We start from the raw sequence: 22504 nt of genomic DNA, 5'->3' as shown, positions 1-22504 counted from the left end.
GAGTAACTTCAAGCTATATCATTTTTCGGAATTACTGCTTGTAAAACGAGAGCTATATGAACTTTCAGTGACGATTTTGAAAATCTATATATTATTAAGTACTAAATTAAATACAAAAGCCGAAACTCCTTTATAGAAAGTTTCGGCTTTTGTAACGGTTTATATATTTTTCCATTTCCTTATACACTATGTGGCAATATTATATTTTTATAATTTTAACGGTCAAGAATGAGCATTTGGATAGCCTGTGCTACACCATCTTCATTATTAGTAGTTGTTGTATAGTTGGCGATTTCTTTAATATGCTCTGTCGCATTTCCCATCGCAACTCCCATACCAGCGTACTCAATCATGGTAATATCATTTTCTTGGTCACCAATACTCATAACTTCACTTTGAGCCACCCCAAGTTTTTCTGCTAAACTGGCGAGCGCCGATCCTTTATTTACCCCTTTTTGCAAGAATTCTAAGTTATATGGAACACTCCGAACGACGTAAAATTTTTGTTTGATGCTCTCTGGTAATTTTTTTATCACATCGGTGATTTTTTCGGGGGAGTCTAGTAGCATCACTTTGGAAACATGAATAGATGCAGGGGCTTCCTCTACAGGTAAATGGTATAGCGGCGTCCCAAGTAGTAGTGAATCTTGACAAGTGATTTCTGTGATTTTGCGACTGGGCACATACATATTTTTTCCGTCAAAATAAGTAAGGTTAACATTTTCCGCATGACAAAATGCATAAATTTCTTCTAGTTCTGTTTTATTTAAGGTAATATCTGCTAATGTATTCTCGGAGGCTGTTTCTAACACAACTGCCCCATTAAAGGTAATTGCGTAATCTCCCGCGTCTAAAAGATCTAGTTCAATTAAACTTTTTTTGATTCCTGCAAGCGGACGTCCTGTACATAGTACTACTTTTACCCCTTTTTCTTTTGCGGCTTTAATAGAATCCCGCACGGCTGGCGTGATTTCGTGTGCGTCGTTTAATAGGGTGCCGTCAATATCTATCGCAATAATTTTATACATAATTTCCTCCCAAAAATGACTAATTACCTCTATTCTACTAGAAAATTAGCTATTCTGCCAAAATCCGGCCACTTCTCGGGAAATATCGTCCGTGCTCTTCACTGTTTTTGCATGGTTCCAATGCGCCGGAAATAATGCTCGGTAACGATTAGTCGAAAATCGCTCTTCTATTAACAATACTACGCCACGGTCCGATTCTCCGCGAACAACCCTACCAACTGCTTGAAGCACCTTATTCATTCCTGGTATTTGGTACGCATAATCAAATCCTTGACCAATCGTTTCATTATAATAATCTTTAATTAAATCGGATTCATGATTCAGTTGTGCAAGTCCTACGCCGACAACCGCCGCACCAACTAATCGCTCCCCACGAAGATCTATCCCTTCTGAAAAAACGCCTCCTAAAACGCAAAAACCAACCAAGCTTTCTTCATTTCCTGCTTGAAAACTTTCTAAAAAATGCTCTCGCTGCTCTTCATCCATGGCAGCATCTTGTTTTTGCAAACGAATATCAGGATATTTTTCTTTAAATAAATTGTAAACCTTTTGTAAGTATAGAAAAGATGGAAAGAAAAATAAATAGTTGCCTTTTTTTCCAGAGGTTAGCGCATAGAGAGCATCCACGACAGCTTCCATACTATTTTCGCGCATTTGGTATTTCGTACTAACATAATCCGCTACTAATAAATGCATGTTTTTTTGTTTAAATGGTGAAGAAAAAATCATTCTACTCGTGTCTTCTTGACCCCCGAGGACATTTGTATAGTAATCTATTGGTCGCAGTGTCGCCGAAAAAAGTACCGAGCTACTTCCGAGTTTCAGCTTTTCTGAAAGTAAGAATGCAGGATCTAAACAGAGCTGTTTTATTTCTAAATCCCCGTGACTTCTCGTAACTTGTGTTACGTAGCGTTCATCATAAAACTCTGCAATTGCAACGTATCTTAAGCTTTCAAAATAAAGTTCCAACACATCCGCTTGTGATTCTGACTGGACGTTTTTGGGCAACCATTCTTTCGCTACGAAGGTGAATTTTAACACGGCTGCATTCCAATCACTAAGTTCCTCTTTTTGGACATAAATCGTTTTTTCTAAGTCCTTTAAATTTTTATTGAGTGCAATCATTTCTTTATTCATCGCATTTATTGCATTTAACAACCGTTTGTTCTTTTTGGAATCTAGTCCCCGTTTGACTTGCATAACTAATGATTTTTTTAGTGTTGCCGAATACATCGAGCGCGCACGGTCTACTAAATTATGCACTTCATCTACTAGAAAAGTATATTTTCCCGGTCCTTCTGCAAAAAAGCGTTTCAAGTAGACCACTGGGTCAAACAAATAATTATAATCACAGACTATTACGTCACAAAAAAGAGCAACATCTAGTGATAATTCAAATGGGCAAAGTGTGTATTTCCGGGCGTAGCTTTCAACAATTGGACGGGTAATGGCTTCTTCCGTTTGCAACATATCAAACAATGCTTCGTTCAAACGGTCGTAATAACCTCTTGCAAATTGGCAATGATCTGGTTCACACTTTCGTTCGTCTAAAAAGCATATTTTATCCTTCGCAGTTATTGTCACGCTTCTTGCAGCAAGTCCTTTACGGCGCATCTCATCTATCGCATCTTCGGCAACTTGTCGTGTGATGGTTTTCGCCGTAAAGTAGAAAAGTTTATCTGTTTTTCCTTCGCCCATGGCTTTAACTCCCGGGAATAATGTTGACATTGTTTTACCGATACCGGTAGGGGCTTCACAAAACAAACTTTCTTCGGAGGCTACTGTTCGGTAAACTGCAATAGCAAGCTCTCTTTGCCCACTTCGATAGTTATCATACGGAAATGTTAATTCTTGAATAGTTTTATTTCGCTTCATTTCCCACGCAACCGATGCTTTTGCCCATATAGCATACTTGGAAAGCAAATTGTCCACAAAAGCACCCATATCTTCACGACTCATTATACGTTGGAATTGCTTTACTTCTTTGTCTAAGACTTGATAATACGTTAATTGCAGTGTAACTTCTGCCAAATCCGACTTTTCCGCAAGCATAAATCCGTAACAAATAAGTTGAGCCCAGTGAAGAGGACGAAAATCTTCCGTTATTTCTTCCATCGGCGTCTCGGTCGTCTTAATCTCGTCAATCATTTGTTCATTTACGATCCCATCTGCACGACCATCAAGCGAAAAAGCAATTTCATCCATTATTCGTTCTAACTTTAGCCTCACTTCTGCTACATATTCTTCTCCTGCTTCTTTTTGGAGTAATTGATGAATTTTTGTTCCTTCTAAGGCGCGGTTTGAGCTAGTCATTCGATTATCAATACTACCGCTTCTTAAAACAAACTCTACTAAACGCCTAACTGAAATCTGCACTTTTCTCATCAATAAGCCTCCTTTATAATCCAGTTGAATTATAACACAGAACCTATGTTCGTATCAATTTGATAAAAGAACTAATTTTGGACTTTTACATAAAACGATACAACCCCAACACACCCTAGTAGATAAATCACTTTTAATTCAAAAAAAGAACTTGTAAAGATTTAAAAATTTCACATTTCAGAAACATTTATCCGTAAAATACTACTACTCTGCATACAATAGGTTTCTAACATTCTGATACAATTATGTTTACAAAAGAAGATTGGAGAAATGTCATGTCAAATACTTTGTATAATTACCAAGAATTTATTCGTTTATCTCGTGAAGGCAAAATATCTTATGAACAAATAGACGTGCCAAAAAATACCAGCCTCTTAACAGAAAGAGTTGATATAGATAATCATATTTATCTCGTAGTTGATGGCTATATTGCTTTGATTTTAAATGATGGTCGAGAGCGCCCCCAAATCCATTCTATTGAGGGTAAAGGAACGTTTTTAAACTATTTTTCTTTACTCGATCAAAGTAATAATGATTTTACCTTTAAGACACTCTCTGGATGTTCTTTATATAAATATTCGAAAACAGATATGGAATATTTCCTTTCAATGTTTCCTGAGAATTTCGGCTTTCAATTCTTCATTATGAAAAACCAGACTACCCACATTTACTTTAAAAGCTTAATGGCAAGTAGTCCGGCTTCTGAAAAACTTAAAACAACCTTTTCAAATATGGCTTTGTTACATGGGGTTCTAAGTGATGATGGCGCGATAATATTGCCTCAAGCCATTAAAACAAGTCACCTACTTTCCTATAGCAACCTTTCGAAAAGCTGCTTTTACAAGGATTTACAACATCTCAAAACAACTAATCAGATTGAAAAGAAAGAAAAAAGTTGGATTATTCATGACCAAGAGCTTTATACAATGATACAAAATGGTCAAACATCGTTCTAAAAATCATTTCCGTATCAGTTTTAAAGCAAAGGTCGAAATAATGAAAAGAATGATAAACATTAAGGTAATTGTTGCGCCAGGTGGGGTTCCTAGTTGGTAGGAAGAAACTAGTCCAGAAAACATTCCTACTAAGCCAATCAGAATTGCACTAATAACACACATCAGGAACCCTTTTGAAATTCGCATACCGATTGCAGCTGGTAGTATAATGAGCGCGGACACGAGTAATGCTCCGGCTATCGGCATAATAACCGCGATTGCAACACCAGTAACTACACTGAATAAAAGCGAAATCAAACGCACAGGAACTCCTTCTGCAACTGCAACATCCTCACTAAAAGTAAGTACAAACATAAACCTTTTAAACACTAAGAACAATACTACGATAGCTACCCCTAAAATTACCAACAGCTGCACTTGCTCCTTACTGATTGTTACAATCGAACCAAATAAGTATTGCTGCACGCTGGTTGTAATTCCGCCTTGATCTAAACTCATCAGAACTAACGCCACAGCAAGTCCACCAGCCATTAGTATCGCAATGGACAACTCTGAATAAGTTGCATAAACCCCTCGCAAATACTCAATTCCAAGCGCCGCAATAACTACTACAATAAGCGTTGTCACACTGGGATTCACATTTAAAACCAACCCAAAAGCCACCCCTGCAAGTGACACATGCGAAAGTGTATCCGCCATAAGCGACTGCCTTCGGATAATCAAGAAAACTCCTAAAAGTGGTGCAATAATAGCAATTATCATTGATGCTTGGAAGGCTCTTTGCATAAATCCATAGAGAAACATTTCCATGACACATCCTCCTTTCTAATAAGGCGAATATGCTTATCGACAAAATCTTCCATCTCTTCACCATCATGGGTTACCATTAAAATCGCTTTACCATGTACTTGTGCTTCATGCCTTAATAAATCATAAAAACGGATTTTACTTTGTTTATCCATTGCCGTTTGCGGTTCATCCAAAATTAATATATCTGGATCTGTTGCAAACATTCGAGCCAGGCAAATCCGTTGTTTTTGTCCACCTGATAGCTCACCAATACGTTTATGACGATAATCCCACATTTCGACGGATTTAAGTGCTTTTTCGACATGCGCATGGTCTTTTGCCGTCAGCCGTTTGAACCACTTACCATTTGGAAAACGACCTGACCTTACTAATTCGAGGACCGTACTAGGAAATCCGGCGTTAAATGAAGCTATTTGTTGTGGTACATAACCTGTCAAAAGTCGCCCGCCATCTGCGTTCTTTTTGGCAAAAGTCACGGAACCTTTATCCGGTTGTAAAATGCCCAAAATAATACGGAGCAGTGTTGATTTAGCTGCTCCGTTTTCTCCTGTTAGTATAATAAATTCTCCCGCACTCACTTGAAAAGAAATGTTTTCAAGTACTGGCTCGGATTCGTATTTAAAACCAATATTGGCTATATCAATATATTTCACTTTTATCGCTTCCTTATTTAATTGTTTTTTGCAAGGCTTGTAAGTTTTGTTCCATATAAGCTATATAATCCATGCCTTTTTTCTGTTCTTTATCCGTAATTCCTTCGATTGGGCTTAATACTTCTAATTTTGCACCAGTTTCGTTAGCAAGTGTTTCTGCGACTTTTGGTGAAGCTACTTCTTCAAAATAAATGGTGCTGATGTTATTTTCTTTCACGTATTTTTGTAATTCCGCTAATCGTGCTGGGCTTGGTTCTTGGTCAGGTGAAAGACCGGCGATTGCCACTTGATGCAAATCATATTCGTTTGCTAAATATTGGAAAGCGGCATGTTGAGTTACAAAATCGCGTTGTTTTGCTCCTTTAAAAGCTGTTTTAAATTTGTTGTCGAGTGTTTTTAATTTCTCTTTATAGGCTTCTGCGTTCTTTTTGTATGTATCTGCATTTTTTTTATCTGCTTTTGTAAGACCGTTTTGGATATTAGTCACTTCTTGTTCAGCAAGGACTGGGCTTAGCCATACGTGGGGATCGTGTTCATGATGATGTCCTTCTTCATGCTCATGATCATGGTCTTCTTCTTCGGTACCCTCTACTAGCTCGATTCCTTTACTCGCATCAATCACGGTTAATTTTTTCGAATCTAAGCTTTTAAGTACGCTCGGCACCCAAGTTTCCATGTCTTCACTGTTATAAACGAAAACATCAGCCGCCTCGATTTTGGCAATATCCTTTGCGCTTGGCTCGTAATCATGCGGCTCTGTCCCCGCATCAATCAACATTTCAATGGAAGCATTATCCCCCGCTACATTTTTGGTAAAATCATACATTGGATAAAAAGTTGTCACTACTTTAAGTTTGTCTTTATCCCCGCTTACCTTATCAGCACCGTTAGCGCCGCATCCTGCCAAGACTAAGACAAATGCTAATACCGTTACAACTAAAAACGCCCATTTCTTCATATTATCTCTCCTTTTTTCGTAATGATTACGATTTAAAACTTAAAGTTGCACTATGTAAATTATGATTGCGCGTCGCAAAACGTAATCATTCTTATTTGCACAAAATATCTTATCATGGGATTATTTTTGCGTCAAGCAGTTTTTTCACCGAATCATTAACTTGACTTATCTTATCGGAATACTTATAATAACGATAAATACACAGATAGAAGGGGAGAAAACCATGCATTTTTTAAAGAAAACATTGCCTATTTTTGCCATTTTGACAGTACTTTTACTTACAGCTTGCGGAAATAACAATGAAAAATCGGCGACAAAAACTTCCCCGGACAAAATTAAATTTCTTGAAACCAGTGAATTACTGACTTTAAATACGACAGCTGAGGAAGACTTTGCTAGCTTTACCGCACAAAACCAAGTCTTCGAGGGATTATACACACTTGATCAAAAAGATAACTTTGTTCCTGGGGTTGCTGATGGAATGCCAGAAATTAGTGCTGACCAAACGAAATACACCATTAAATTAAAGAAAAACGCGAAATGGTCCGATGGTTCTCAAGTAACCGCTGATGATTTCGTCTACGCGTGGCGCCGTGCCGTTGATCCAAAAACCGCACCTGGGTACTCCGCGCTTTTCAAAGATTCGATTAAAAACGCTACTGAAATCAATGAAGGCAAATTACCTATAACTGACCTTGGCGTCGTTGCGACTGACCCAACAACGCTTGAAATCACACTTAAAAAACCAGTTCCCTACTTCATTTCACTTCTTTCTTTTGAAACATTTTTCCCACAAAAAGAAAGCTTTGTGAAAAAACAAGGCGACAAATACGGAACAGATAGTGCGCACACTTTGTACAATGGTCCTTTTGTTATGAAGGATTGGGGCGGCAACATTACGAATAAATGGACATACGCGAAAAACGACCAATATTGGGACAAAGATAATGTCAAAGTAAATGAAATTGATGTGCAAGTTGCGAAAGATATTAACGCCGGCGTGAACCTTTATAATACAAACGAAGCTGACCGCGTGCCACTTTCAGGCGATTTTGCGAAACAATACAAAGACAAGAAAGATTTCCAAACGGAAAAAGATGCGCTCATCAGTTACTTGCGCATGAATCAAAAACGCGACGGTAAAGCGACTCCACTTGCGAACAATTCCTTGCGTCATGCGCTTAATTTAGCTGTCGATAAGAAACAACTAACGGACCGCATTCTCGGTGACGGTTCCTTCCCAGCGAACGGACTTCTTCCAAAAGATTTCGTCCAAAACCCAACAACGGGCGCTGATTTCCGTACAGATAGCGGTGACCATTTAGTTTATAACAAAGAAGAAGCTTTAAAATATTGGAAACAAGCACAAAAAGAACTTGGCACTGACAAAGTAACAATTGAACTTCTCGGCGATGACCAAGAAACAACGAAAACCATTTTTGCTTATTTGAAAGCGCAGTTTGAAGATAATTTACCAGGTGTGACGATTAAAGTGAAAAATATGCCTGCAAAGAGCGCGACACAGCTAACTTCTGATGGTAATTATGACTTGTCACTGGCTGCTTGGATGCCTGATTTTAAGGATCCGTGGACATATAGTAGTTTATTCTTATCCGATTACTTTAATAACCATATGAGCTACAACAGCCCCGCTTATGATAAACTTGTAAAATCGACTGATACAACACTTGCGACGAAACCAGAAGAACGTTGGAATGCGTTCGTAGCTTCTGAGAAAGTTCTACTTGATGATGACGCGGCGATTTTACCACTTTATCAACATCAAACAGCAGTGTTGCAACGTACGGATATTACGGGCGTGCAGAAACATGCTTTTGGTTCGCCTTATAGTTATAAGTTTATTCGGGTGGAGAAGTAATTCGCCAGTTTGGAAAAAGCCAGCAATTTTAAAAAATGCTGGCTTTTTGATTTATAAATTATTAAATCCTATCTTTGCAAGTAAGCGTGTATCTTATTTACTAACGACACCAATCAGATAATAGAATACCTTACCAACTACTGCACGAACTTCACCAGAAACTTGTTCTACATAAGAGCCAGAAACCAAATCCCATGCTTTCATTGACTCAGGATTATTAAAATCCCAGTCTGGCATTTCAATATTTTTATTTCCTATTGTTGATTCTAAAGTAACGCCACCTTTACTTTTAGCTACATCAGCCGCTATATCAGCTCCACTGGCTTTCTTGGGGCGGGAAAGTTTATCGTTTTTATGTACGAAATTTATTATCCTTTCTGTTGCTAAAAAGTTTTAAAGATATATTTCAAAAATGGTCAGAGATAATGACAATACTAGCTCTTTAGAATCTAAAATTATAATACTTCGTAGAATAAGGTTGCACCATGTTCAATCATACCTATAGCCTGTTTATCATCTGCAAATTCCATGTTCTTCATTGCATTAAAATACTGACTTAAAAAATTCTCAAAAGCTGAATAATCTTCTCTTCTTACAAAAAGTTTAGGAGAAATATTATCTGTAATTTCTTTTGGTAGCTTATTTCCAAAAGGAAAACCTATAATTTCTGTATCATTTTCACTAATTTCTATTGAAATTTCATAATAATGTAACTCATATTTTAACCCACTATTTACACAAATTAGAAAAGGAGTAATCAACAATTCTAAAACTGTTTGATTTTCTTTTGAAAATAAAACCAAATTTTTAATGTTTTCTTGTGATATATAAATACTGTCATTTTCACTAAAATTATTTGGCAAGATTTCTACTTTTTCAATGATTTCTTGTTCTTCCAACTTATTATTCTCCTCCTTTAGGTTTGTAAGGATCGGCTATTCCAGCATCAGGCACCCAGTTTTTATCAAACTTATCACTGATTTGAACAATTTCCTTTGTTTTGTCATCAATAATTACATATGAACCATCTTTGTCATAAAATACGGTGGCATCATTTCCAGTAGCTTTATTGCCACTCTTTCTTGTTGTATGCGGATGGTCAACCACACTTTTTACTGATTCTTCACTCCAACCACGTTTCTTCATCTGATTATTTACTTTTTTTGTAGATTTAACAGAACTTCCAAATTTTATATTATCAGATTTTATATGACCTTCTCTGGCTTTCTTTCTTCTATTTAACCAAGCTTTAGGAATCTTGAACTTCTTCCCTTTATAACCTCCAACAGTATAACGGAAAACAAGACCACTTATAATACCAAACCCTTGCGCTTTACTTATTTCTTGCCCAGTAACCGGGTCTCTTCCTTTTTTCACCGATTGAATAACTGCCTGCAACAACTCGGCTTCTTCTTGCGCTTCATTGCTTTCATGTGGTAATTCCCCGTTAAGCACAGCGGCATTATACGCGTTCGTTGCTTCTACGTCTACTATACCATTTTTCATTAGCACCCACATTTGACCACGGTACGTTTTTTGATATTCGTCAAAATTGAATGTTGTTTCGTTGTTTTTTAGCGCTTTTCCTAAGGCGTTTCGCATCCGGGTCACGGTGGTGAAATTCAATTTGCTCATATCATAGGTGCCCGTTTTACTGTTAAATTGAATGTTCGACTGGAGTTCGCGAATAGTCTGCTGAATTCCTTGGACTAAATCGGTTAAATTATCAAAAAAACTGCCATGACTTTGTTCAAAAGCCAAATATTTTTCTAAGATATTTTCCTGTTTGTAGGCGATGCTTAGCTGGGAACGATAACTCTGCATCTGCCCTTCCGTTCCCGTATTCATTCGCTGGGCTAGTGCTTCTTTTTTCGCTTCGATGCGATCAATCATTTTCCCGAGCTCGTATAAGCCGTCCGCATCAATTCTTGCATCAGCCGAACCGTCCACTTGGGCGTGAAAATCGGCTATATATTGCGCTAATCGTTCTTCGCTTTCGTTCATGGCTTCGATTATCGCATCACATAAAGGGAAATAAGTCATTTGGTAATAATTTTTTGACACAACAACCGCTTTTCCTTTTAAACTGCCGTCTTCGGTATAGTTTTCTACGGCGTTTTTGATGTCTTTAATGCTTTTTCTTCCCGCTTCATTGGCTGTATGTAGTTGGTGCGCAAAGGTTTGTATTTCTCCGATGTCAATTCGGCTCACTGTAACAACTCCTTTTGTAAATCTTGTTGTTGATTTTCTAATTGGTAGATGTTTTTTTGGCAAGCGGTGATTTTTTGCTGGCATTCCTCTTCATTTGCTTGGATTTTTTTATGCCACTTCTGTTTTTCTTCTTCCTGTAGATCTGCCAAATAGTAGCCGAAACTTCTTGATTCTGCGCCTTGCCAAACTTCGCGCAGAAGCTCCAGCGACTCCCGTTCTTCTTGATGGACACGTGCAAAATCTTCCGCTAACCACTCTTGTTCATTTTGTTGTCGTTGTAAATCTTGCAAAAAATCTTCGGCCGCGGATTGTTCTTTTTTCAGCAGTTGCAGTTGTGTCTCCATTTGCTGGCTCTTTACACCCATTTATTTACCTCCCAATCCCATGCTCCGTTCAAGCTCTTGGTCTTTGCGAGTAAATGATGCGCCTAATTCTTTCAATCTTTTGACATCCGTTCCTACCACACCTTGAAAATTGTCCACCGCGTCTACCAAATCAAACAGTGCTGTTCGAAAATGGTTGATGGAATTGGCTTGGCTATAGGCCATATTGCCACCTTTCATTGGTAAATATTCGGTTGATTTGCCTTTGGATTCTAACTTTGTCGCGTGTTTTTTTAATGTTGCTTCTTTAACTTTTATTTCACTCATTTCTGCGCCTCATCTCTGTCTATAATAATGAAACCTTATCCTTTAATTATAGCACCGCACGCATTCTCGTTTTGTGAGGGATTTGTGAATTTATGCCTTGGAAATTGGCTAAAACACGTTTTTTACGTTTCTATTTTAAGTACCTTTTCTTTAAAAACAAAAAAACACTTTGACTGAAAAAATCAAAGTGTTTTTACATTTAATATCTACGTGATAACCCTTTTCTCAGTACATCGCCAAGGACGTTGAAGGAAAGGATGGTCATTAAAATTAGTAATCCTGGGAAAAGCGCCAAGTAAGTTGCTTCGCCAACGTAACCTTGCGCATTGTTCAGCATGCTGCCCCACGAAGCGTTAGGTTGTTGAACCCCGAGGCCAAGGAAACTTAGTGCCGACTCGGTTAAAATCGCTGTAGCGACGTTTAATGAAGCTGCAACGACGATGGATGGCATCGCGTTTGGAATAATATGCTTGAACATAATGTGGAAAAATCCGCCACCCGAAGACTTGGAGTACAAAATAAATTCACGTTCTTTTAGTGTCAGGGTTTCTGCTCGGACTATCCGCGCCACTTCCATCCAAGAAAGCAATCCGATAATGATGATAATGTTTGAAATTCCCGGTTTTAAGTACGCATTTAAAATCATTAGTAGGAAAAATGACGGAATTGACATGAAAATATCTAGAAAACGCATCACCATATTGTCAATGAAGCCACCAAAGTAGCCACTAACGGTCCCCGCGAGTGTTCCAACGACAACGGCAATCATCATCGCAAACACGCCAACAAGTAGCGAGACCCGGCCGCCGTACAAGACGCGCGTCAAGTAATCCCGACCATGGTCATCCGTCCCAAACCAATGCGACGAATTTGGCGGCATCAGTTTGTCCTGAACGGAAAGAGCATTAGGGTCATAAGGCGAAAGGAACGCGAAAATACAAGCCACCGTAATAAGTATCAGCACACTCGTTGCAAAAACAGCGCGGCGGTCAGCCAGCATAAAACGCCAAAAACTCCTCTCTCGTGTTGCGTGAACAACTTCTGCATCCCGCTCGAAATCCTGCATTGTTTTTTTCGAAAAATCTAATCGCATCATGAACTCCTCACCCCATTTCCCTAATCCGCGGATCGACAATCATATAAGCTAAATCGGCCAACAAGTTTCCGATAATTAATAACAGCGCTGAAAATAGCGTAATCGCCATGATAACTGGGTAATCTAGTTGGAAAATCGCGTTAATTCCAAGCGAGCCCATTCCCGGCCATGAAAAAATACTTTCTGTAATAAAAGCGCCTGTAATGACTTGTGGAAGTGACATTCCAAGTAGCGTTATAACTGGCAGCAAGGAATTTTTCAAGACATGATGCCCCATAATTTGCACTTTGGATAGACCTTTCGCATAACCAAATAAAACATATTCTTCTTTTAATTGGTTGATGGTATTCGAGCGGACGTAACGATAATATGCCGCGCACCCTTGGAAAGTCAGCGTTATAACTGGCAAAATTGCATGTTCCGCCATATCCCAAAAAGAATCAACCCCAATCGTTCGCATCCCCAGACTCGGGAGCCAACCTAGCTGAATCGAAAATACATCTATTAAAATCATCCCAAACCAAAAAATCGGAATCGAAATCCCAATATATGAAATTCCGTTTAATACTTTATCAATCCACGTATTTTCATAATTCGCCGCAACTAAACCAAGCGGAATCGATAATAATAATGTCAGCACAAGTGAAGTTCCCACCAAACCAAGTGTCGCCGGAATTCTCTCTAAAATTTGTTGTAAAACTGGCTGGCTGTTCACAATCGAATAACCAAGATTTCCCTGCAATAAGTTTCCAAGCCAAATAAAGTACTGCACATAAATCGGTTGATCAAGTCCCAAGCTTTGTCTAATCCGCTCTACATCGTCAGGATTCATATCAGGCGTAACAAAGGAATTTACGGGATCCCCGGGTGCTAATTTGATAAGGGCAAACGAAATAATCGAGATAATAAATAGCATCGGAATAATTTGCAATACGCGTTTTATGATTGTTTTTAGCATAATTTATCTCCTATCTAAAACACTAAAAATGACAAGTAAAAACCTGAACCTGCCAAAAACAAGCATGGCAGGTCAGATTTTTACGAATGATTTTTAATTATTATTCCGTTAAATATAGTTTAGAAAGATCACGGAACATGGTTACTGGTTGTGGTGTTGCAGCTTTTTGACCGCCGTAACGGCTATCAAGAGCGAGCACTGCATTATCATAAGAAATTGGATAAATTACAGCGTCGTCAGCAATGGTGTTTTGGATTTTTTCATAGATTTCTTGACGTTCTTTATCGTCCGCAGTTACAGCACCTTTTTCCCAAAGCGCATCTAGGTCTTTGTTATGGTAGTTCGAATAGTTGTATGGCGCATCGCTTAGGTATAGAGATTTATACGCATCAGGATCATTCCCCATGATATAACCATTTAGCGCGATAGAGTAGTCTGCGTTTTTGCGGTCAAGTGTGATGTTGCTTAGTGCATTTGGATCTGTTGGTTTCAAGTCAAGTGTCACGCCGATTTTTTTGTATTGTTGTTGCAAGTATAGCGCGATACTTTCTTGTGATTTACTGTTGTTTAAATAGTAAACAGTTAGTTTTTGACTTGTATCAAAACCACTTTCTTTTACTAATTTTTTCGCTTTGGCAATATCTTGGTCGTATGTTTCTACTTTATCAGTGAAGTATTTTGTGTTTTCTGTTAGGAACGAGGAAGCTGGTTTTGCGTATTCATCTGAACCGTATGCTGCATCAATGATTTCTTCCCGATCAAGCGCATATGAAAGAGCTTGACGAAGTTCTTTTGATTTAAGCGCTGGTTGGTTTTCGTTGAATGTCGCATAGCTTAAGCGGTTTTCAGGATAAGTGATAATATTTACCGCACTCGCTTTTTCTACTTTGTTTCTGTCAGAAGGTTGAATGGATTTTAAGTTGATTTCACCATTTTGCAGTGCTAAATTAGCTGCGTTTTGGTCTTTTGTGATTCGGAAAGTAACTTTATCCAATTTTGGTTTACCGTCAAAATAGTCGTTGAATCGTTCTAAGGAAACATATTCGCCTGTTTTATATTCAACAAATTTGTACGGACCTGAACCGATTGGCTTTTTGTTTTTATCACTTTTCTCGATGTTTTCTACCCCTTCAAAAATGTGTTTTGGAATTGGAAAGAAAGTTTTAATTGTATTTTCAAAGGCTGGAGCAACAGTTGGTAAAGTGAATTTCACCGTTGTTTTGTCTACTGCTTCTACTTTTACAGGTTTATTGTCAAAAACAAAGTTGCCGCGATTCGGGCTGTTTTGTTTTGTATCTAAAATAGAATTTACAGTAAATACTACATCGTCTGCAGTTAAAGGTTTGCCGTCATGCCAAGTTAAACCATCTTTTAGTTTCACAGTGTAAGTTAAGTTGTCATCTGAAATATCTAAGCTTTTTGCAAGTGCCGGTTTCCCGTCAACTTCCCAAAATAGCGGTGCATATACAGCTTGTTGAATCGTTAATGTTACACGGTCAGAAGCGTAGTTCGGATTGATAACTTCTGGATCTCCTGTAACGCCGATAATTAGAGAGCCGCCGTCTTTCGCTTTGCCTGAACCGTTTGCTTTATCTGAACTAGCGCCAGAGCCGCCGCAAGCCGTTAACACCAAGGCAAAAACCGAGATAACCGCTACTAATAAAAATTTCTTCATCTAACAAAAACTCCCCTCTTTAAGCGCTAAAAAATAACGCTTCCTCTGTTTTTTGGTCAGAATCGAAGCGCCTTATTTAAAGCTACTACTTATCTGCCAGAATATTACTTCTGATCGGAATTAGCATAGAACTTGCGCTCCGCTGCTGGGCTTCACTGGGCCGATTCCCTCCACCGCTCTTGATAAGAAAACGTAATACTATTATTCCTATAAGTTTACTGTGAATTAAAGATACACTGAAATAAAGCAGATGTCAAGAAGAGAAAACTGGAATTCTAAAATTTTTTCATAAAAATAGACTAGGAATAAAACCTAGTCTACATTTCTTATTTTGCAGCTTGTACTTCTTGATATTCCGGCTTCTTAGCAAATTCTGCTTTCGCAAACGGACAAAGCGGAACAATTTTCTTTCCTTCTGTTTTCGCTTTTTCGACAGCACGTTTCACAAGTTCTTGGGCTATCCCCTGACCTCGAGCCGCATCATCTACGCCTGTGTGGTCAATAATAAACATATCTTCCCCAGTTGGAACGAAAGTCACTTCGCCAACCTCTACCCCCTCATCGTTTACCGCATAAATTCTATTTTCACCATTTTTATATTCCATCTGATAACCTCCTATTTCTCGATATATTGAAGTGCTCCACTCGGGCAAGTATGAATCACCCGTTTTGCTTCTTCTTTCGATACATTGTCTGGCATAATCCATGGTTTTCTATCCAAATTAAAAAGTTCTGCGTTACCTTTTACACAATTACCCGAATGCTCGCAAATATTAGTATTAAAATAAATATCTACATCCGCCCCGTGATACTTCCGGTAGCCACGTTCTAGCAATGTTTCTTCGTCCATCTGATTACCTCCTTCGCCAAAATTTCTCTACCTTTCATATATTCCACTCTTCCCCAAAAGAAAACGTCCGAAAACATTCCTAAAAAGCGCCCCCAATCATTGACTTTCCATCCAGTTATTGAAATAATAAAGATATTTTATAAATTCATTTAAAAATAGAAGAAGGAGTGGAAATAATGGCATTTTATTTTGAAGAACCGTCCCGCACATTTAGTGAATTTTTACTTGTTCCAGGCTACTCATCCGCTGAATGTGTTCCAACAAATGTTAGCTTAAAAACACCAATCGTGAAATTTAAAAAAGGGGAAGAATCTGCAATCACAATGAACATTCCGCTTGTTTCCGCAATTATGCAAGCTGTTTCTGATGATAATATGGGGATCGCTCTTGCTAAAGAAGGTGGCGTATCCTTCATCTTCGGCTCCCAATCCATCGAAAGTGAAGCGGCGATGGTTTCTCGTGTGAAAAATCATAAAGCTGGATTCGTTATTAGTGATTCCAACATCAGCCCAGACAAAACCCTTCAAGACATCCTTGATTTAAAAGAAAAAACGGGTCATTCCACAGTTGCAGTGACAGAAGACGGAACGGCGCATGGTAAATTATTAGGTATCGTAACAAGTCGTGACTACCGCGTAACGCGCATGAGTCCAGACGAAAAAGTGGCCGATTTCATGACTCCTTTCGAAAAATTAGTTACCGCTAACAAATCGACCACTTTAAAAGAAGCTAACAACATTATTTGGGACAACAAATTAAATGCCTTACCACTTGTAGACGATAACGAGCACCTAGTCCATATGGTATTCCGCAAAGACTATGACTCTAATAAAGAAAATAAATTAGAACTACTTGATTCCTCCAAACGTTACGTTGTTGGAGCTGGTATTAATACGCGCGACTATGAAGAACGTGTTCCCGCTCTAGTAGAAGCAGGCGCAGATATTCTGTGTATCGATTCCTCTGAGGGCTATTCCGAATGGCAAAAACGTACACTTGATTATGTTCGCGGTAAATACGGTGATACGGTCAAAGTTGGCGCAGGGAATGTTGTTGACCGCGATGGCTTCCGTTATCTTGCAGAAGCTGGCGCAGATTTCGTTAAAGTTGGTGTTGGCGGTGGTTCCATTTGTATCACGCGTGAACAAAAAGGCATCGGTCGCGGGCAAGCAACTGCGCTAATTGATGTGGCTAAAGCACGCGATGAATATTTTGAAGAAACAGGTGTATATATTCCGATTTGTTCTGATGGCGGAATTGTTTATGACTACCACATGACGCTAGCTCTAGCAATGGGCGCTGACTTTATCATGCTTGGTCGTTATTTCTCTCGTTTTGATGAAAGCCCTACTAATAAAGTGAATTTAAACGGCACGTATATGAAAGAGTATTGGGGCGAAGGAGCTAACCGCGCGCGTAACTGGCAACGTTATGACCTTGGTGGCGACAAAAAATTATCTTTTGAAGAAGGCGTAGATTCTTATGTTCCTTACGCTGGATCTTTGAAAGACAATGTCGCAATCAGCCTCAGCAAAGTCCGCTCTACCATGTGTAACTGCGGCGCGCTCACTATCCCTGAATTGCAACAAAAAGCAAAAATCACCCTCGTATCGTCCACTTCTATCGTAGAAGGTGGAGCACATGACGTGGTTGTAAAAGACGCTTCGAACAATTTAATCAAATAAAAAAATTGGTTGGTGTGAATTTGGTAAATTACCATTCTCACACCAACCAATTTTCTATTCATACATCTCACACAAAAGAATATTTTTCTTTAATATCTTCCATCGGTAATGGTCGACTAAAATAATAGCCTTGGAAATAATCTACTTTCATTTCCCGTAATTTTTCCACTTGCTCCATGTCTTCAACGCCTTCTGTAACTACTTTCCCACCTAAATCATGGCACAAATTGACAATCGCGCGAATAATAATTTGTTGTTTTCGATCTGTTTTTAGTAATGCGATAAAAGACATATCTGTTTTCACAATATCAATCGGCAAGCTGCGCAAATACGCCAGTGAACTGTAACCTTTCCCAAAGTCATCCATACTCACTTTGACACCAAGGTCTTTTATTTTTCGTAAGTTTTTATCCGCGATAGCAAGTTCCGTAATTTCGCCCCGTTCGATAATCTCTATTTCTAAGCATTCCGGATACTTTAAATGTTCTTTCACATAATCATGTAAAAAAGTCATATATGTACTGCTTGCTACATAATGCGCCGGAATATTAATCGAAATTGAAAAGCGTCCTCCTAGCTGATTAATCTGTTTTATCGCTGTTTCAGCAACAAAATCTTGCATTTCCCGCGTTGCATTTAAAAGGACAATATCATCAAAGAAATCAATTGGAGTCAAAATGGTTGTTGCCGTTTTTAATCGAATCAATCCTTCAAAACCAATAATTTTATTCGTTTTCGCATCTACTTTTGGTTGATAATATAGCAAATAACTATTTCTCCTAATTGCATCCCATATTTCCGTACTTGAGATATCCATCTTATCCCTCCTTTTTCTCTAGTTTACCCTTTTTTCCACCGAAATGAAAATATAGCCAAATATTATCACTACATTTACACAAAATCCATATTTCCTATTGCTAGGGAGATTCCACTTTGCTACAATTATAGCTAGGCACCTATGAGTTAGCGCTTACAAAATTGCCACTGGCGAAAAAAGGGAGAGTGTGAAAGTGAACAAATTTTTCAAGAAAACTACACATGTTTTACTCGTAGCAGGGCTCACAATCGGACTTACAGCACCATTCACCGGGACAACAGCACAAGCAGCAGCGGATACGGTTCCCATTCAGATTTTGGGAATAAATGATTTCCACGGAGCGCTTGAAACAGCCTCTAAAGATGCATCAGGCTCACCAATTGGCGGAGCAGATTACTTAGCTACCAATTTGGATAATGCCACTAACTCATTTTTACAGGCAAATCCTGGGGCGACAACTGACAATGCTATCCGTGTTCAAGCGGGCGACATGGTCGGCGCAAGTCCAGCAGTATCAGGTTTACTTCAAGATGAGCCCACAATGAAAGTTCTCCAAAAAATGAATTTCGAAGTCGGCACATTAGGTAACCATGAGTTTGATGAAGGACTACCTGAATACAAACGAATTTTGGACGGGGTCTCTACAAACAAATTTGGACCGATCGTAGAAGCTTATCCACGCGTTAAAAGTGACATGAAAATCGTCGCAGCTAACGTAGTCAACAAAGGAACAAACACAGTCGCAGAAGGCTTTTTACCATACTATGTAAAAGAAATTGATGGTGTCAAAGTGGGCTTCATCGGTATCGTTACAACAGAAATTCCTAATTTAGTTCTTGCAAATCATATTAAAGACTACGATTTCCTTGATGAAGCAGAAACTATTGTCAAATACTCTGCTGAACTTAGAGGCCAAGGCGTTAACGCAATCGTTGTTCTATCTCACGTTCCAGCACTTTCTACTGGAAATCCTAACACTGGAACAAAACAAGATGTAGCTGGGGAAGCTGCTAATATGATCACAAAAGCAAATGAATTAGACCCAAATAACTCGGTCGATTTAGTTCTTGCAGGTCACAATCACCAATACACAAATGGATTAGTCGGAAAAACTCGTATCGTTCAAAGTTACAACAATGGTAAAGCTTTTTCAGATGTAACTGGCGAACTTGATAAAACTACTGGCGATTTCGTTACACCACCTGACGCTAAAATTACATACAACACGAGAAGCGTCACACCAAATGCCGATATTACAGCAGTAACTGAAGATGCGAAAAGTCGCATTGAAGGGGTTATCAACGAAACTATCGGACTAGCGAATAAAGACGTTATTTCTCGTGACACAAATCCAGACAACAAAGCAATTGATGATAAAGAATCCGAGCTTGGTAATATGATTACGGATGCGCAACGTTACATGGCAAACAAAGCCGGCGCCGATGTCGACTTTGCCATGACTAACAACGGCGGAATCCGTTCTGATCTTGCTACTCGCCTCGCTAATGGCCAAAATGAAATCACGTGGGGCGCGGCTCAAGCTGTTCAACCATTTGGTAACATTTTGCAAGTAGTAGAAATGACTGGCGCTGATATTTTGGAAGCATTAAACCAACAATATTTAAGCAACCAAACTTATTTCCTACAAATTTCTGGACTAAAATACACTTTCACAGATACAGATGATTTGGATCACGCATACAAAGTTGCGAGTGTTACAACAGAAGACGGAACACCTTTAAAAGCTGACCAAAAATACAAAGTCGTAATCAATGACTTCCTATTTGGCGGTGGCGATGGATTCTCCGCCTTCAAAAAAGCAAACTTAGTAACTGCAATCGACCCAGATACTGAAACATTCATCAACTACATCAAAGACCAAAAAGCTGCTGAAAAAGTCATTACAGCTCAAAAAGAAGGACGTAAAGTCTACAAATCAAAAGCTGAAATCGACAAAGAAACCGAAGATGCAGCTATCAAAGCAATCAAAGACGCAACAAAAATCAACAAACTAGCTGAAAAAGACAAAAATCTAACTGGAACTACTTTACCAGGAGCTACAGTTTCTGTTCAAAAAGCAACTGCTAATGCAAGAATGGCGCTTGCTGCTGGACCGAACGCAGCTGCTGACGCAAACGGCAAGTTTTCCGTAGATGTAACCTCTTTAAACCTTAAAAAAGGCGACCAAATTACAACAACTATCACTGACCCGAACGGATACAGCACCACTTTCCAAGCAACGGTCCAAGCCGCGGCAACGACTCCTCCAGATAACGGTAACGGCGGCACGGACAACGGTAATGGAAACGGAAATAACGGTGGAACAGATGGAAATAGTGGAACAAATAACGGTAACGGCTCCGGCACAAATGGCGGAACTACCACTACCGAAGATCCTACAACTACAACACCAAACCCATCAACAACAGGAACCTCTAATACGTCCTTACCAACAACTGGTGATACAGCTGGATTTGCAACTGTATTTGGTATTGTTTTAACGACTACTGCACTTTATGTTTTGCGGAAGAGAAGTTAATTGAGACTATAACTAAAACCCCCTTACCGAGTATGGTAAGGGGGATTCTTATATTAAATTATCGTAATCCATAACCTTCTACGGAAAGAACTACAGAGTTTGCGTAAGGATCAGCTAAAGCATCCCAGCCTGTTGGTTTCATTCTTCGTGCTCTTGAATAAAGGACACGCATTTGAGAACCTGTGATGTCTACAATAAAGTAGTAAACCGTAGCAAAACCATCGCTTTGTAACACTACATTAGAAAGGTCTATTCGCGAATATTCTAGTAAATTTTTCACACGGAAACTTTGATTACGTCTTACCCCATCACCATGCATCCATGTTACTACAATATATTCATAATTGGAGATATCCCGCGTCATATATGCTACGTTCCCATTATTGCCTTTAAGTGAATCTTCATAAATCATAGCAGATGCAGGTCTTTTACGATTAAATCTACCTGCAAAATCCTCGCTATTATTTAAGTTTGTAATTGTATATAGTTTATTTCGGCGTTGGACTGCTCCTCCACCCGGCCCATATCCCCCAGTAAAAACAGTTTGAACTAAAACTGGCTCACCCGTTTTACTTACAAAAAATGCCATTCCTTCAGGCTCATGCGATTGATTAAACGGTTCTCCGAGTTCATCGTCTGTCCCCCAAGAAATCCATTGTTTATCATACAAGCTACCATCTATTAAGGAGTGTGTATACAAGTAGCATTGGCTCCCAGGCTTACTTGGTGTCCCACCAGGGCCAACTGCAATATATACTTTATCGCCAAACCCTGCAAAGCCTTGTAAGTATCCATAACCTTTATCGCCAATATCAAATTTAATCGCACTATCTGTTGCACCTTGCTCGAATTCTGAAAGTGTAAATTTCATCACTGTTGCTGTATTATCTTCTAATAGAGTAAAAACAAATACATCATCATTCACAATATTAACATTAAAAGATTTTTTCACACCAAAATCGCCTAATTTGGTTACGTTTGAAGAATATTCGGTAATCGTTGTATCTTTTACAAATTCGAATTTATGAGCTACTTTATTTCCACTAGCTGTGTGAATCGGAGCGTAGATATAATCTTTACCATCAATCGTTTTTACACCATACGCAGAGTTATGTGTGCCCCCTTTAAGAAGCATTTTACCCCTAACCTCTCCATTATTATCAATTTGGTAAATCGTTGCGTTATCTGGATAAGTAAGAGCTGGTTGTTCCACGCCATATATATACAAATCACTAATCATTACAAATTGGAACGGTGCCCAACAGTTTACCTGAACCGCTAAGTTATCTTGTGCTTTTTTTATATCAAATTCTTTTACAATTTCAGTCATTTTAAGTCCCCCTTGTTGTTTATG

Annotated in this window: 21 protein-coding genes and 1 riboswitch; of the genes, 4 read left to right on the top strand and 17 right to left on the bottom strand. The window is 38.8% G+C overall.

Translation table 11 applies throughout. The annotated features are described in order from the left end of the window. Positions 1–215: 215 nt before the first annotated feature. Both yidA and HRK21_RS06710 read right to left on the bottom strand, forming a co-directional pair. Positions 216–1028 carry a sugar-phosphatase gene (gene yidA, locus HRK21_RS06715; protein ID WP_069887593.1) on the bottom strand — a complete coding sequence of 271 codons (813 nt, stop codon included), beginning with the start codon at positions 1026–1028 and terminating at the stop codon, positions 216–218. Between the two features lie 45 nt (positions 1029–1073). Further along, the gene (locus HRK21_RS06710; RefSeq protein ID WP_070006399.1) at positions 1074–3413 is read right to left on the bottom strand and encodes an ATP-dependent DNA helicase; all 2340 of its coding nucleotides are present in this window, start codon (positions 3411–3413) and stop codon (positions 1074–1076) included. 275 nt (positions 3414–3688) lie between these two features. Between HRK21_RS06710 and HRK21_RS06705 the strand changes: the two genes are divergently transcribed. Continuing rightward, on the top strand, positions 3689–4369 hold the full coding sequence (locus tag HRK21_RS06705) for a Crp/Fnr family transcriptional regulator (RefSeq protein ID WP_069887591.1): 681 nt from the start codon (positions 3689–3691) through the stop codon (positions 4367–4369). A gap of 3 nt (positions 4370–4372) precedes the next feature. On the opposite strand, the gene HRK21_RS06700 is transcribed toward HRK21_RS06705, so the two are convergent. From HRK21_RS06700 to HRK21_RS06690, 3 genes are read right to left on the bottom strand one after another with little or no spacing between them, the layout of a single operon-like run. Next, the gene (locus tag HRK21_RS06700; protein WP_069887590.1) at positions 4373–5179 is read right to left on the bottom strand and encodes a metal ABC transporter permease; all 807 of its coding nucleotides are present in this window, start codon (positions 5177–5179) and stop codon (positions 4373–4375) included. Beyond that, the gene (locus HRK21_RS06695) at positions 5128–5832 is read right to left on the bottom strand and encodes a metal ABC transporter ATP-binding protein (RefSeq protein WP_003740156.1); all 705 of its coding nucleotides are present in this window, start codon (positions 5830–5832) and stop codon (positions 5128–5130) included. The genes HRK21_RS06700 and HRK21_RS06695 overlap by 52 nt, the downstream gene beginning before the upstream one ends. Positions 5833–5845: 13 nt before the next feature. Continuing rightward, positions 5846–6790: a metal ABC transporter substrate-binding protein gene (locus HRK21_RS06690; RefSeq protein ID WP_070006398.1), complete on the bottom strand. Its 945-nt coding sequence runs from the start codon at positions 6788–6790 to the stop codon at positions 5846–5848. Between the two features lie 223 nt (positions 6791–7013). Between HRK21_RS06690 and HRK21_RS06685 the strand changes: the two genes are divergently transcribed. Beyond that, positions 7014–8669, top strand: coding sequence for a peptide ABC transporter substrate-binding protein (locus HRK21_RS06685; RefSeq protein WP_070006397.1), 1656 nt, complete (start codon positions 7014–7016; stop codon positions 8667–8669). Positions 8670–8762: 93 nt separating this feature from the next. Here HRK21_RS06685 and HRK21_RS14030 read toward each other — a convergent pair whose 3' ends face one another. From HRK21_RS14030 to HRK21_RS06635, 10 genes are all read right to left on the bottom strand, one after another. Continuing rightward, complete coding sequence (locus HRK21_RS14030) at positions 8763–8906, bottom strand: hypothetical protein (protein ID WP_201792825.1); 144 nt, start codon at positions 8904–8906, stop codon at positions 8763–8765. Between the two features lie 218 nt (positions 8907–9124). Next, positions 9125–9568 (bottom strand): hypothetical protein, encoded by a 444-nt coding sequence (locus HRK21_RS06675; RefSeq protein WP_003740152.1) that lies wholly within the window; start codon positions 9566–9568, stop codon positions 9125–9127. Between the two features lie 4 nt (positions 9569–9572). Next, positions 9573–10880: a T7SS effector LXG polymorphic toxin gene (locus HRK21_RS14055; RefSeq protein ID WP_070006396.1), complete on the bottom strand. Its 1308-nt coding sequence runs from the start codon at positions 10878–10880 to the stop codon at positions 9573–9575. Beyond that, on the bottom strand, positions 10877–11245 hold the full coding sequence (locus HRK21_RS06665; RefSeq protein ID WP_070006395.1) for a DNA double-strand break repair Rad50 ATPase: 369 nt from the start codon (positions 11243–11245) through the stop codon (positions 10877–10879). The genes HRK21_RS14055 and HRK21_RS06665 overlap by 4 nt, the downstream gene beginning before the upstream one ends. Beyond that, positions 11246–11530 carry a DUF3130 domain-containing protein gene (locus HRK21_RS06660; protein ID WP_070006394.1) on the bottom strand — a complete coding sequence of 95 codons (285 nt, stop codon included), beginning with the start codon at positions 11528–11530 and terminating at the stop codon, positions 11246–11248. A 199-nt stretch (positions 11531–11729) separates the two neighbouring features. Next, positions 11730–12623, bottom strand: a complete 894-nt coding sequence (locus HRK21_RS06655; protein ID WP_003724035.1) for an ABC transporter permease — start codon at positions 12621–12623, stop codon at positions 11730–11732. A gap of 10 nt (positions 12624–12633) precedes the next feature. Next, complete coding sequence (locus HRK21_RS06650) at positions 12634–13584, bottom strand: ABC transporter permease (RefSeq protein ID WP_003724034.1); 951 nt, start codon at positions 13582–13584, stop codon at positions 12634–12636. 100 nt (positions 13585–13684) lie between these two features. Further along, entirely contained in the window at positions 13685–15259 is a 1575-nt protein-coding gene (locus tag HRK21_RS06645; protein WP_069887582.1) for an ABC transporter substrate-binding protein, read from the bottom strand. Positions 15260–15345: 86 nt separating this feature from the next. Next, positions 15346–15448, bottom strand: a riboswitch (SAM riboswitch). Positions 15449–15585: 137 nt separating this feature from the next. Then, a complete protein-coding gene (locus tag HRK21_RS06640) occupies positions 15586–15864 on the bottom strand; it encodes a GNAT family N-acetyltransferase (RefSeq protein WP_003724964.1) in 279 nt (92 codons plus the stop codon). Between the two features lie 11 nt (positions 15865–15875). Next, positions 15876–16109, bottom strand: a complete 234-nt coding sequence (locus HRK21_RS06635) for a (4Fe-4S)-binding protein (protein WP_003740145.1) — start codon at positions 16107–16109, stop codon at positions 15876–15878. A 176-nt stretch (positions 16110–16285) separates the two neighbouring features. Here HRK21_RS06635 and HRK21_RS06630 point away from each other — a divergent pair, with 176 nt between their 5' ends. Next, complete coding sequence (locus tag HRK21_RS06630; protein WP_003740144.1) at positions 16286–17794, top strand: IMP dehydrogenase; 1509 nt, start codon at positions 16286–16288, stop codon at positions 17792–17794. Positions 17795–17861: 67 nt separating this feature from the next. Here the strand turns inward: HRK21_RS06630 and HRK21_RS06625 are convergent, their stop codons facing one another. Continuing rightward, positions 17862–18611, bottom strand: a complete 750-nt coding sequence (locus HRK21_RS06625; protein ID WP_014601585.1) for an EAL domain-containing protein — start codon at positions 18609–18611, stop codon at positions 17862–17864. A gap of 187 nt (positions 18612–18798) precedes the next feature. On the opposite strand from HRK21_RS06625, the gene HRK21_RS06620 reads away from it, so the two are divergent. Further along, a complete protein-coding gene (locus tag HRK21_RS06620) occupies positions 18799–21150 on the top strand; it encodes a bifunctional metallophosphatase/5'-nucleotidase (RefSeq protein ID WP_077952738.1) in 2352 nt (783 codons plus the stop codon). Between the two features lie 58 nt (positions 21151–21208). Here HRK21_RS06620 and HRK21_RS06615 read toward each other — a convergent pair whose 3' ends face one another. Then, positions 21209–22480, bottom strand: coding sequence for a phage baseplate protein (locus tag HRK21_RS06615; protein ID WP_070006392.1), 1272 nt, complete (start codon positions 22478–22480; stop codon positions 21209–21211). Positions 22481–22504 lie beyond the last annotated feature (24 nt).

Origin of the sequence: Listeria monocytogenes, assembly GCF_013282665.1 — a bacterium.
In the GTDB taxonomy this organism is placed as follows: domain Bacteria; phylum Bacillota; class Bacilli; order Lactobacillales; family Listeriaceae; genus Listeria; species Listeria monocytogenes_C.
The sequence above is the reverse complement of the archived record's forward strand: the minus strand, read 5'-3'. Positions and strand labels throughout refer to the sequence as shown.